Genomic DNA, 11,929 nt, shown 5'->3' with positions numbered 1-11,929 from the left:
AAAAGGGGGATCCCATGTCGTCAGTTCGTAATCGTAGCCCAAATCTTGGTTTTTCATTTTTGAATTCAAGCTGCTTAAGTCTATTGGCCCTCAGTTTATTGGCCGCACCTTTAAAAGTGTTAGAGGCGAAAACGCCTGATTTTGAAAACATTACTATCGAACTGAATGATGCCGCCGATGTGACGCAGACTTTTCAGGAAGTGGGCCGCGGAGAAATGGATTGGCTGTGGTTTAGTTTGTATAAGGCGAGACTGATGACGGTAAATGGTCGTTATCAACAGGGGCAATATCCTCTGCTGTTAGATATTGAATATTATCGAGATATTGAGTCAGAGGATTTGCTCGAAGCGACAAAAGATCAATGGCAGCATCTAGCGTTTGCCGAAAATGATATCCAACGTTGGTTGGGTTTATTAAATGCGACTTGGCCCGATGTGAAGCAGGGCGACCATTTAAGTTTTAAGGTGATAGATGGACAAACGAGTCAGTTTTTCTTTAATCATCAACCACTCGACATTATCCATGATGCTAATTTTGCTGAGGCATTTTTAGCGATTTGGTTATCGAAAGCCACTAGTCGTCCTAGTTTGCGGGCGCAATTACTCGGAGAAAAACCATGCGATTGTTGAAACGGCTTGTCGGCCGAAAGTTATTTTTAGGTTTAATAATGATAGGGCTGTTGTCGAGTTGTTCATCGGTGGAAGTGACTGATTATAAAGATACTCATCCGACATTGGTTTTGGAGTCATTTTTTAATGGGCCATTAAAAGCCTCTGGGGTTGTACATGATTTTAGTGGCAAAGTAATCCGCAAATTCAATGTCATTATGGAAGCCAGTTGGCAGGGAAGTGAGGGAGTCATTAATGAATGGTTTGTGTATGATGATGGTGAAACTCAAACTCGTGTGTGGCGCATCAAGGCACTAGGGGAAGGGCGATACTCAGGAACTGCAGGTGACATTATCGGTACTGCCGATGGCCAATCTAGCGGCAGTGCGCTACGTTGGAAATACGATATGTTATTGCCTGTGGATGGTGAGGAATATCAAGTTCATTTCGACGATTGGATGTTCTTAGTGAATGATAATACCATTATAAATCAGAGCGATATTATTAAGTTTGGCATCACAGTTGCTAAAGTCACTTTAGTTATTCAAAAATAGTCTCAGCAATTTTTAGTTAAGTTGGCTTACCCCAGCTTGTCTTGGATTCACTCTGTTGATTAAGGCTTAAATGTTGATTAAGACTTAAATTGGCTTAAACAGTATAGCTTGGCTAATAACCCCCTTTTTTCTGCATTAAAGTGTTGAAGTCAAACCAAAGTTGCAGCTAGGCATTTTTGCTAGTGGCATAAGTGATATATGGGGGTAAGGTTATTGCAACCCATTGTTTAAATTTAATTAATCTGAACTTAAGTCTAAGTCTAAGTCTAAATAGATAGGGGGTAGTCGATGAAAAAACACGTTGTTTTATGGGGAGTATTTTTAAGTCTGTCGTTAACTGCTTGTTCATCTTTTGACTTTAAGTTTGAGGATCATTCTGAGAAACAAGTCGATCCTCATCAACCCGCAAGCGATCCTATGGTGCAAGATAATGAACGTCGTATTCGAGATGCGAGAAAAGACGGTCAGTTAGAATCCGATTTTCTAAAACCTAGGTATCCAGTTAAGTTTAAATAAGAAAATGCCTTAGGAACTCACTTCAACCTCAATACTTAACTATCAATAGCAAGTATTAAGGTTGCTAGGGGAGAGGCGAAGAACTAACCCGCTTGACGACTGTTATCTATCGATTTTTTGTCATAATATTCAAACGGAAACAGATTACGAATCCTTTGCTTTACATTGTCACTCACGTTGGCAGAAATATGTAAGCGTACATCTCCTGATTTTTCAGCCCTAACAGTACAAGTCAGTTTTTCGGTTTTAGCGATTTGGCGGCATTCCCGTTCGAATCGTTCGGGGATCTTGCCCTTATGCTGAGTCATACGGCCATCTTTAAAATGCATTTCAAAAATAGTCAGACCTTTCTTGCCACCAAATATCAGTTTGTAAACGAGAAATATACCAATAGCGACAAAAATGAGTTTGAAAATATCGGCTGTCATAACGCCTCCTATCTTATGTTTATAGAACCAAGATACTCCCGAGTTAGTTGTTTTAACAGTGCGCTAACGCGCAATTTTGAATTGGCAATAAAATGATTCCAGCCTAGACTTAACTGGCTAAGGAAAAGTAACCCCTCAGTTAAGGAAAACGCCATGTACTTATCAAATGCAGATCGTTGGTCATTATTGTGTAAGAAGCAAATTGATGTTATCGAAAAACTTGCTACACATTTCCCCGAGAGAAAAGCACATCTAAGTGAGCTCACTCAAGGGTGGCGCCATGTTCAACATCAAGTTCAAGCAGGTGATAGGCCTATGCCACTCGAGCTCATCAAATAAGCACGATTGAGTCATTTGGAACTAGATAGTTTGTATAAGAACGCAAAGCCACTCAATAATGAGTGGCTTTTTTATGTGGCGAATATAAAACTATCATTTATAGGGGTAAAGGATTAAGTGATTGTCTGTTGCATGAAGTCAATAAATTATCTTAACGCTCGATTTGAACGTTTATTGTGCCAGTATTGAGGGCGCTATCAGTTATGACTGAGGGAAGTTCGTTGTGTTTTGCTTTGAAACACTTCAAATTTCAGATACAACGAAGCCACTCATTGAGTGGCTTTTTTGTTTATATGGTGCCGGCACCAAGAGTCGAACTCGGGACCTGCTGGAATTATCGAGAGTAAGTCAGTTGCGTTTTGTACTGAACACTTCAAATTTCAGATACAAAAAAGCCACTCATTGAGTGGCTTCATTGTTTATATGGTGCCGGCACCAAGAGTCGAACTCGGGACCTACTGATTACAAGTCAGTTGCTCTACCAACTGAGCTATGCCGGCGTAAAGCACAGTAATAAACCCAATCGAATTCATTACCTTAAAAGTGGTGCCCGAACCCGGAATCGAACCAGGGACACGAGGATTTTCAATCCTCTGCTCTACCGACTGAGCTATTCGGGCAACTAAACTAAGCGTTAGTTAACTACTTTGAACTAAGTCGCGAAGACCTTGTTCGTTCGAAGTGCGCGTATAATATAGTGCTCGCTTTAGCTGTGCAAGCCCTTTTTAAGTGACTGATTAACTATTAAACAAAATGCGCTTATTTATTTGATTCTTTCGTTTTACTCTTATTTTACCGCTGAAAGTTTCAGCACTTTAACGCCAATAGGTGTTCCTTATGGCTGTTTATCCTAACTTCCTCATTCATTTATCTGCTATTGGGGAGAGAAAAATTAAGGTTTAAGCTCATCTATTGCAAGCAAGGAGCTGTGGAGCGCAGTGGGTATTGTTGAGCTTTGATTGATGGAAGCGGAGCAACTAAGAGTAAGCGAGTGGCTTCATTGTTTTATATAGTGCCGGCGGCACCAAGAGTCGAACTCGGGACCTACTGATATTATCAAGAGTAAGTCAGTTGCGATTGACCACAGACTTTATTAGTTATTATTCAAATTTCAGATACAAAAAAGCCACTCATTGAGTGGCTTCATTGTTTTATATGGTGCCGGCACCAAGAGTCGAACTCGGGACCTACTGATTACAAGTCAGTTGCTCTACCAACTGAGCTATGCCGGCTTAAATCTTTACTGCAATTTTTACTACAGAATAATGGTGCCCGAACCCGGAATCGAACCAGGGACACGAGGATTTTCAATCCTCTGCTCTACCGACTGAGCTATTCGGGCAACTAAACTAAGCGTTAGTTAACTACTTTGAACTCATTGGCTAAGCCGTATCGTTCGAAGTGCGGCTATATTAGCTAGGGTGTTTGACCTCTGCAAGTGCTTTTTCCTGATAAATCACTCGTTCGGCTGTTTAATGCACATCTTGGGTGTTTTTTATCTCTTATTTTGCGAATTCAGCCCAATTTCATTCGTTGGCTGTATTTTTCAAGTCAGAGGGATACTGATGTTTACTATAGCTTTGTGCTCACAGATCATGATTTTTGGCTTACTTTCTAAAATTTAGAAAGATATAAGCGATTTTTACTGATTTTAGTTTTTAAATTTAGATTTATGATAATGAATATTATTTCATGGATAGCATGAAGAAAACGCGAGTACGGAGTCGCAGTATGTTTCGAAATAGTCAGTTTGCTTATGGAATTACCGCCATTGTGACCCATTGGTTGAGTGCGTTCGTCGTGATTGGGTTATTTGCAGTCGGTGTGTGGATGGTGGAGTTAACCTACTACAGTACTTGGTACAAGACTGCGCCGCATCTACATAAAAGTATTGGGATTCTGTTATTGGCGGCGACAATATTTCGTTTGGTATGGCGCTTAGTTAATCCCAAGCCTGTACATGAGGCGAGCCATAAACCGTGGGAAAAGACGGCCGCACATTTGGCGCATTTTATTATCTATATCTTGCTCTTTGTCATCATGACTGCTGGCATTTTAATCTCAACCGCAGATGGCCGTGGTATCTGGGTGTTTGATTGGTTTGAACTACCAGGATTGGGACTTTTGTTTGAAAACCAAGCTGATATTGCGGGTGATATTCACCAATATGCGGCTTACAGTTTGATCGCGCTGGTCGTTATTCACGCCGTGGGCGCATTAAAACATCACTTTATCGATAAAGACACCACCCTACTTAGAATGATTAAATTTAAACGAGGATAATACAATGAAAAAGCAACTGTTAAGCGCACTGATTGGTGTATCTCTATTGGCTCCTGTGGCGGCTTCAGCTGCTGACTATGTGATTGATCATGAAGGCGCTCATGCTTCTATTACATTTAAAGTTAATCACTTAGGTTATAGCTATGTGGTGGGGCGTTTTAATGATTTTAGCGGCGATTTTAGCTACGATGCGGCTAAACCAACTGCGATGAAAGTGAATGTCACTGTGAATACATTAAGTGTCGATTCAAACCATGCTGAGCGTGACAAACATATTCGCGGTGAAGATTTCCTTAATACTGGCAAATTCGCTAAAGCGACCTTTGCATCTACTTCGGTGGAAGATAAAGGAAATGGCGATTTAGTGATTAACGGTAACTTAACTTTAAATGGTGTGACTAAACCCTTAGCGATCAAGGCCCATGCTGTGGGTGAAGGTCAGGATCCTTGGGGTGGCTACCGTGCCGGTTTTACGGGCACAACCACCTTTGCGATGAAAGATTTCGGTATCAAGATGGATTTAGGTCCAGCATCTAGCCATGTTGAGTTAGATCTAGTGGTTGAAGGCGTGCGTAAGTAACTCTTTATTCTGCCATTTAGATAAACAAAAAGCGCCGAAAGGCGCTTTTTTGTAAGCTTTATCGTTAAGTGAACGACAAAAATTAATCTTGGTCTTTTTCAGGTACAAAACCTTCAATTTCTACTTCTTTCCCTTCAAAGAGGAAAGAGGTCATTTGTTCTTCAAGAAACTTACGATCATCAACATTCATCATGTTGAGTTTCTTTTCGTTAATCAGCATGGTTTGCTTTTTTTGCCATAGGCTCCAAGCTTCTTTGCTGATGTTATCAAAAATGCGCTTACCTAAATCACCTGGATACAGTTGAAAGTCTAGGCCGTCGGCTTCTTTATTTAAATATACGCAATTGACTGTACGCGCCATGATTATTCCTTACTGACTGCGGATTGAACGAGTGATCCCAAATTGGCTAGCACGCGCTCGGTGGCGGCGGCGAGTCCCACTTTGGAAGGATGACTTATGTTATACCAGAGAGACTGGTTTTGTTCCATGACAGCGCCCACGCTCTGTTTATTGCCGTGAGTTTTATCTAAGTTAAGCATCATGGGCTGAATATCTAAATGAAAGTGGCTAAATGTGTGCCTAAAGCCAGTTAACCATTCGAGTTGCTGCGCATCAAACCCTTGCTCTTCAAGATGAGTTTCAAGGGCGGCTTGGGTAGCGAATTCAGGGAAACACCAGAGCCCGCCCCAAATTCCCGCTGGCGGACGTTTAGCTAGAAAGACTTGGTTGTCTTGCATCATCACTAACATCCACGCCGCTTTGGTTGGTATGGTTTTTTTAGGCTTTTTGCCAGGGAAATCGGTTTGTCTGCCAATCAGTTGAGCTTTGCAATCAATCGCTACAGGGCAAGCGGCACAGTTAGGTTTGCTACGAGTGCAAATACTGGCGCCGATATCCATCATGGCTTGATTATATTTCTGAATATCTTGCTGCGGTGTGAAGGCATCCGTCAGTTGCCAAAGTTGCTCTTCAACCGTCTTTTGCCCTGGCCAACCTGCGATTGCCCCATGTCTTGCTAATACACGTTTTACGTTGCCATCGAGAATGGGGTGATGTTGCCCAAGTGACAATGACAATACTGCGCCTGCCGTCGAGCGGCCGATGCCGGGTAGGGCGAGCACTTGTTCAAAATGTGTTGGAAATAATCCCTGATAATCATCGCGGATTATTTTGGCTGCTTTATGCAGATTACGCGCCCTAGCGTAATAGCCAAGACCGGTCCAATGATGTAATACCTCATCGTCTGGTGCGTTAGCAAGTGCTAACACATCGGGGAAACGCGCCATAAATTTAAGATAATAGGGAATAACAGTCGCAACCTGAGTTTGTTGCAGCATAATTTCAGAAACCCATACGCGATATGGGGTTTTATCTTGCTGCCAAGGGAGGGTTTTACGACCGTGATTGTCGTACCAAGAGATGATACGTGTAGCGAAGGAGGCTGTAGATTTCATCGGCGCAGTGTAGCGGCAGTTATCTTCTTAGACAAGCGTCAAAGATAAGTTGGCAAGGGATCTAAAGCTAAAAATCGCTGCTAAATTCGCACTCTTAAATAATCTTGGTATACTTTCGCCCCATTAGTGCTTGCACTGTATGTTGAACTTTGGATAATGCCCTTCTTTTATGATGGTGTTGTCCACTAGACGAGGCAAAAATGAGCGAAGTCACTACCGCTGAATTTAATGAAGAAGGCAAGTATCTGCGCAAGATCAGAAGCTTTGTCCTGAGAGAAGGTCGCCTAACCAAAGGCCAAGCACACGCTATTGAAAGCCAGTGGCCAACAATGGGTTTAGATTACAGCCCAGTGCCATTGGTACTAAGCGACGTTTTTGGTCGTGAAGCTGATACTGTGCTGGAAATTGGCTTTGGCATGGGCGCCTCTTTAGTACAAATGGCTAAAGATGCACCAGAGCAAAATTTCATTGGTATTGAAGTACATAAACCGGGTGTAGGCTCTTGCCTCAGTGATGCCGCCATTGCTGGTGTGACTAATTTACGTGTGTATCATCACGATGCCATGGAAGTATTAGAACATGCGATTGCTGACGGTTCATTAGCCCGAGTGCAATTGTTCTTCCCAGATCCTTGGCATAAAAAACGTCACCATAAACGCCGCATCGTACAAGCTGAATTTGCCGAACTGATTCGTCGCAAGCTAAAAATTGGCGGTGTGTTCCATATGGCCACTGACTGGGAAGAGTACAGCGAGCATATGTTAGAGGTGATGCAAGCCGCTCCGGGTTATCAAAACCAGTCGGCCGACGGCAGTGTGGTGCCGCGTCCTGATCATCGTCCATTGACAAAGTTTGAAGCCCGCGGCCATAGACTGGGTCACGGTGTATGGGATCTGATGTTTGAGCGTATCGCTTAATCACGAACTCAATTTTAGCTAATTTTAAACACAAAAGGGAAAATCACTATGGCAACTAATCGTAGCCGTCGTTTACGTAAGAAAATGCGCGTTGATGAATTCCAAGAGTTAGGTTTCGATATGGCTTGGACTTTTGATGCATCAGTATCTGAAGCCGATATCGATGCAACTGTAGATAAATTCATCGATGAAGTGATCGAAACCCGTAAATTAGGTTTCCATGGCGGCGGCCACATCGAATGGGAAGGCATTATAGCCACCCAAACGATTGGTAAATGTACCGAAGAAGATATTGCTGCAGTTAAGGCATTCTGGGCGACCCAAAAAGTATCTCAGGTTGAAGTTAGCGAACTGTACGACATTTGGTGGGGTTAATGCCCGAGTTGGCATTACTTGAGGAAGTGGTCGAGAAAGTTCGACCCTTGCTCGGCCAAGGAAAGGTTGCAAATTATATCCCCGCACTGGCCAGCGTTGATGCTGGCAAATTAGGTATTGCCGTCACGACTGTTGACGGTGAAACTTTAGGTGCGGGCGATTACCTTGAGCCGTTTTCGATTCAAAGTATCTCCAAAGTTTTCAGCTTAACCTTAGCGTTAACTTTATATGAAGAAGCCGAAATCTGGAGCCGTGTTGGCAAAGAACCTTCGGGCCATTCATTCAACTCTTTAGTACAAGTCGAGTTAGAACGTGGCAAGCCACGCAACCCATTTATCAATGCTGGCGCGTTAGTGATTGCTGACTTATTGCAGAGTCGTTTAGGTGCACCTAAACACAGAATGCTTGAGTTAGTCAGGCAACTAAGCCAAAACGATAAAGTGTGTTTCGATAAACAAGTAGCAGATTCAGAATATCAGCATAGTGCGCGCAATGCGGCTATCGCTTATTTGATGAAGTCCTTTGGTAATTTTCAAGGCGATGTTGATACTGTGCTGCGCACCTATTTTCATTATTGCGCCTTGAAGATGAATTGTGCTGACTTGTCTAAGGCCATGTTGTATTTGGCTAATCGCGGCAAAAGTATCACAGGGTCTGAGCTTATCTCTCAAGTGCAAACTCGACAACTTAACGCTCTGTTGGCAACCTCGGGCTTATACGATGGTGCGGGTGAGTTTGCTTATCGTGTTGGTATGCCAGGTAAAAGTGGCGTCGGCGGAGGTATTATTGCCGTGATCCCTGGAGAACTGTCGATTTGTGTATGGTCGCCAGAACTCGATAATAATGGCAACTCACTTGCGGGCACAGCCATGCTTGAGCATCTAAGTCAGCGTCTCGGTCGTTCTATTTTCTAGTCTTATCTCTCGTTTTTTATTAGCACTATCAGACTAAATGTTAGCGAATTTCGCTAATGGCCTTTTAGTGCTTAATTTCAAAATCCAACATAATCATATTGTTATAAAGTTGGCACGTCTCCTGCTATAAGCTATTCAGTAGTTTAGGTTTATCGAATTATTCAGATTAAAGGACGAACAAAAATGAAATTAAATAAGTTATTAACTGGATTTGCATTATCTGGCGTGATTTTAGGAACATCTAGCGTACAGCTGGCGCAAGCACAAACAGAGCCAAAAATAGATGAACGCTGTGAAGTCGCCTTAAATTATGATGTTATGGTTGAGCCTAAAAAATTAGTCATGAGCGAGAAGGGCACAGAAAAGTATCGCATCGAAGTTGACAAGTTATTTGTGGAAGGTAAGCAAGTTAACTTAACCGACAAGCAGAAAAAATTGGTTACTCAATATGCCGATGAAGTTTCGACTCAAGTGCCAGAAGTGATTGAACTGGTGAATGAGGCAGTATCTCTTGCTTCCAAAGCGGTTGGTATGGCCTTAACACCTTTAATGGGTGATGCCGCTGGTGCAAAATTTGATGAAATGATGGCTGGCGTTCAAAAACGGGTTGATTCAGTGGCTTATAAGAATGGTGATAGCTTCTATTTAGGGGCGACTGAAGACTCGATGCAAAGTACATTTAACGATGAATTCGAGCAGGAAATGGAACAAATTGTCCAGAATTCAATTGGCGCAATTATGATGAACTTAGGTGGCCAAATCATGTCTGGTGGCGGTGAGAATTTTGAAGCCAAGATGGATGCCTTCTCCAAAAAAATGGACAATTTAGGCCAAGATATTGAGCAACAAGTTGAGAGCCAATCTAAGGGATTAGAAGCTAAGGCTGACCGTTTGTGCGACCGATTTGAAAATCTGTTAGTGCTTGAAAATCAATTGCGCCAAGAAGTGCCTGAACTAGCACCTTATGTGTTGACACAAAACTCAACCAAGGAACCGCGTGAATAGTTCTTGTAAATATCTCTTGCGAATCGCCCTTAGTTTTAACTGCAATAACTTCTATCTCCTTGTGCATGAGTCAAACTTGAATGCTACGCCCCTAGTCAATTTATCGACTAGGGGCTTTTTTATTGGCTACGGTTTAATCGTGGCGACAACCCTTATGGCTAAGTTGATGTGGCTTATAGGCTAGGCTTGCAGCGATTTAGTTCGGAATGTTACAGTCTAGAGACGAATATTTGGTATACTCTTAAAATATAATTAAAAGCTGGCATATCAGTCAGATATAACCCCCTACTTTAGTGGACTTTTTCGGTCTAAATCTCTGCGTTATATCATTTTAATGCGAGATATCAATGCTATGGTTATTTTTAAGCGATGATTACGCTAACCATAGCTGCTCACCGAAAGTTAATATCATTGTCGTAAACAGCTTAAGGCGACTTCCATGTTAGAACTGTTAGAACCTATTGCGATTTTTACTCATGTGGCCAGAGCAGGTAGTTTTAGTGCCGCCGCAAGAAGGCTTGGGATCTCTAAGTCTAAGGTCAGTACACAAGTCGCCGATCTTGAACATAGACTTGGTGTTCAATTAATTCAACGTACCACCCGCAGCTTAAGTCTGACTGAAGCAGGGCATTTGCTGTATCTGCAAGGTGAAGAACTGCTGCGTGACGCTGAACAAGCGATAGCCAGCGTGCATAACTTAAATGATGCGACCCGCGGCGTGCTTAAGGTGGGAATTTCCCAATCCTTTGGGGTGATGCATATCATTCCTGCGTTGCCATCTTTTATGGCAAAACACCCTGAGCTTGAGCTACAAGTGAGCTTACTGGACCATAAAGTGGATGTCGTGAGCGAAGGCTTAGACTTACTGTTAACTATGTCTGAGCAATTACCGCTTGGCATGGTTGCTAGACCTCTGATGAAGTGCCAATTCCTGTTAGTTGCTTCGCCTGGCTATATTGCTCAACATGGCGAGCCAACTCGACCTGAGCAGTTAGTTGACCACAATTGTTTGGTCTATCAAGGCGAGTGGCATGAGCACAGCATGTGGCAATTTAAGAAGGGTGATGACTACTGTGAAATTGGCGTATCGGGTAATTTCAGGGTGGATAATGCGCCTGCATTAAAATCTGCTGCAATCAGTGGTCTTGGCGTTGTGTATCTTGCGAGTTATTTGATGGAAGATGAAATTGCCAAAGGGACATTAGTGCCTTTACTGAAGGATTGGCAATTGACCCACCATCTGCCATTGCAGGCGGTTTATCCCCGTCGTAAGCACTTAGCACCTAAGGTCAGTTCTTTTATCGAATTCATCAAAGATCACATAGGAACGCCACCGTATTGGGATGCTCCCTATGTCGAATTATTCAGTAAACGTCAGTAAAATAGGAAACATTGTTCTCAAAAGCAGTCTTATGTGGTTTTAAATTGAGCGCGCACTTTTATGGTCGTTTAAAATCAATACTTTAGATTGAGTTGATGAGTACATTTGTTGATGGTTTTTTAGGGGTTCCTAAAGCACTTTTTTATAACATCCTTGAACTCTGTTCTTAATTGAATACAATGGTGGCAGTTGATTCGGAATGACCTGAGTCCTATACGTTTATTGGAAATGACCCCTTTCAATTTTTGTATACAGGTCGGCGTTAATGCAGTTTTGGATCACAGCCAACAGAAGTTTGAGAACTAAAACAATGTTGGCTCTTTAAACCATCATCCTAGTTTTTGGTTTACCTCAGCCTTATCGCTGAGGTAATTTTTTTATTGATGGTTTGCAGCCTTGAGCACAAGTTTTGTCTCCCTGTACCCTAAAGTCGCAACTGTGTGTTAAATGATGTGAAGGCGAGTGCTAAAGCATATATTAATGCAACAAATATAGTGACCCACAGTGAGAAGGGTTCTGTTATCTAACGGGATAATGGTACCAATAAAAAAGCCACTTTCGAGTGGCTTTTTTA

14 protein-coding genes and 4 tRNA genes are annotated in these 11,929 nt (G+C 42.4%); 11 read left to right on the top strand and 7 right to left on the bottom strand.

Features of this window, described 5'->3' with window-relative positions; genetic code table 11:
• Positions 1-14 precede the first annotated feature (14 nt).
• The 3 genes from L5L98_RS16380 (at position 15) to L5L98_RS16370 (ending at position 1,678) form a co-directional block, all read left to right on the top strand.
• On the top strand, positions 15-629 hold the full coding sequence (locus tag L5L98_RS16380; RefSeq protein WP_263142392.1) for a chalcone isomerase family protein: 615 nt from the start codon (positions 15-17) through the stop codon (positions 627-629).
• Positions 617-1,162: a DUF3833 domain-containing protein gene (locus tag L5L98_RS16375; protein WP_263142391.1), complete on the top strand. Its 546-nt coding sequence runs from the start codon at positions 617-619 to the stop codon at positions 1,160-1,162. Before L5L98_RS16380 ends, L5L98_RS16375 begins: the two co-directional genes overlap by 13 nt.
• A 288-nt stretch (positions 1,163-1,450) precedes the next feature.
• Positions 1,451-1,678 carry a hypothetical protein gene (locus L5L98_RS16370; RefSeq protein WP_113939410.1) on the top strand — a complete coding sequence of 76 codons (228 nt, stop codon included), beginning with the start codon at positions 1,451-1,453 and terminating at the stop codon, positions 1,676-1,678.
• A gap of 83 nt (positions 1,679-1,761) precedes the next feature.
• Here L5L98_RS16370 and L5L98_RS16365 read toward each other — a convergent pair whose 3' ends face one another.
• Positions 1,762-2,106: a DUF3634 family protein gene (locus L5L98_RS16365; protein ID WP_105251862.1), complete on the bottom strand. Its 345-nt coding sequence runs from the start codon at positions 2,104-2,106 to the stop codon at positions 1,762-1,764.
• A gap of 153 nt (positions 2,107-2,259) precedes the next feature.
• Between L5L98_RS16365 and L5L98_RS16360 the strand changes: the two genes are divergently transcribed.
• Positions 2,260-2,445: a hypothetical protein gene (locus tag L5L98_RS16360; RefSeq protein ID WP_105251863.1), complete on the top strand. Its 186-nt coding sequence runs from the start codon at positions 2,260-2,262 to the stop codon at positions 2,443-2,445.
• A 424-nt stretch (positions 2,446-2,869) separates the two neighbouring features.
• Here the strand turns inward: L5L98_RS16360 and L5L98_RS16355 are convergent.
• The 4 genes from L5L98_RS16355 to L5L98_RS16340 form a co-directional block, all read right to left on the bottom strand.
• Positions 2,870-2,945, bottom strand: a tRNA-Thr gene (locus tag L5L98_RS16355).
• A 44-nt stretch (positions 2,946-2,989) separates the two neighbouring features.
• Positions 2,990-3,065: transfer RNA gene (locus L5L98_RS16350), tRNA-Phe, on the bottom strand.
• A 536-nt stretch (positions 3,066-3,601) separates the two neighbouring features.
• Positions 3,602-3,677, bottom strand: a tRNA-Thr gene (locus L5L98_RS16345).
• Positions 3,678-3,711: 34 nt separating this feature from the next.
• A tRNA-Phe gene (locus L5L98_RS16340) sits at positions 3,712-3,787 on the bottom strand.
• A gap of 389 nt (positions 3,788-4,176) precedes the next feature.
• Between L5L98_RS16340 and L5L98_RS16335 the strand changes: the two genes are divergently transcribed.
• Both L5L98_RS16335 and L5L98_RS16330 read left to right on the top strand, forming a co-directional pair.
• Positions 4,177-4,728 carry a cytochrome b gene (locus L5L98_RS16335; protein WP_263142388.1) on the top strand — a complete coding sequence of 184 codons (552 nt, stop codon included), beginning with the start codon at positions 4,177-4,179 and terminating at the stop codon, positions 4,726-4,728.
• A 4-nt stretch (positions 4,729-4,732) separates the two neighbouring features.
• Positions 4,733-5,308, top strand: a complete 576-nt coding sequence (locus L5L98_RS16330; protein ID WP_028761297.1) for a YceI family protein — start codon at positions 4,733-4,735, stop codon at positions 5,306-5,308.
• 82 nt (positions 5,309-5,390) lie between these two features.
• Here L5L98_RS16330 and L5L98_RS16325 read toward each other — a convergent pair whose 3' ends face one another.
• Both L5L98_RS16325 and mutY read right to left on the bottom strand, forming a co-directional pair.
• On the bottom strand, positions 5,391-5,669 hold the full coding sequence (locus L5L98_RS16325; RefSeq protein WP_263142386.1) for an oxidative damage protection protein: 279 nt from the start codon (positions 5,667-5,669) through the stop codon (positions 5,391-5,393).
• Positions 5,670-5,671: 2 nt separating this feature from the next.
• Positions 5,672-6,763, bottom strand: coding sequence for an A/G-specific adenine glycosylase (gene mutY / locus L5L98_RS16320; protein WP_263142384.1), 1,092 nt, complete (start codon positions 6,761-6,763; stop codon positions 5,672-5,674).
• Between the two features lie 200 nt (positions 6,764-6,963).
• On the opposite strand from mutY, the gene trmB reads away from it, so the two are divergent.
• The 5 genes from trmB (at position 6,964) to L5L98_RS16295 (ending at position 11,355) form a co-directional block, all read left to right on the top strand.
• Entirely contained in the window at positions 6,964-7,680 is a 717-nt protein-coding gene (gene trmB / locus L5L98_RS16315; RefSeq protein ID WP_105251866.1) for a tRNA (guanosine(46)-N7)-methyltransferase TrmB, read from the top strand.
• Between the two features lie 48 nt (positions 7,681-7,728).
• Positions 7,729-8,055 carry a YggL family protein gene (locus L5L98_RS16310; protein WP_028761293.1) on the top strand — a complete coding sequence of 109 codons (327 nt, stop codon included), beginning with the start codon at positions 7,729-7,731 and terminating at the stop codon, positions 8,053-8,055.
• A complete protein-coding gene (glsB, locus tag L5L98_RS16305) occupies positions 8,055-8,969 on the top strand; it encodes a glutaminase B (RefSeq protein WP_028761292.1) in 915 nt (304 codons plus the stop codon). The genes L5L98_RS16310 and glsB overlap by 1 nt, the downstream gene beginning before the upstream one ends.
• A 183-nt stretch (positions 8,970-9,152) precedes the next feature.
• Positions 9,153-9,974 carry a YggN family protein gene (locus tag L5L98_RS16300; protein ID WP_263142379.1) on the top strand — a complete coding sequence of 274 codons (822 nt, stop codon included), beginning with the start codon at positions 9,153-9,155 and terminating at the stop codon, positions 9,972-9,974.
• 439 nt (positions 9,975-10,413) lie between these two features.
• Positions 10,414-11,355 (top strand): LysR family transcriptional regulator, encoded by a 942-nt coding sequence (locus tag L5L98_RS16295; protein ID WP_006082526.1) that lies wholly within the window; start codon positions 10,414-10,416, stop codon positions 11,353-11,355.
• Positions 11,356-11,929 lie beyond the last annotated feature (574 nt).

Origin of the sequence: Shewanella sp. SM23 (assembly GCF_025654295.1) — a bacterium.
Lineage (GTDB): Bacteria > Pseudomonadota > Gammaproteobacteria > Enterobacterales > Shewanellaceae > Shewanella > Shewanella oncorhynchi.
Note: the sequence above shows the minus strand (reverse complement) of the source record. Positions and strands in the feature narration are given on the sequence as shown.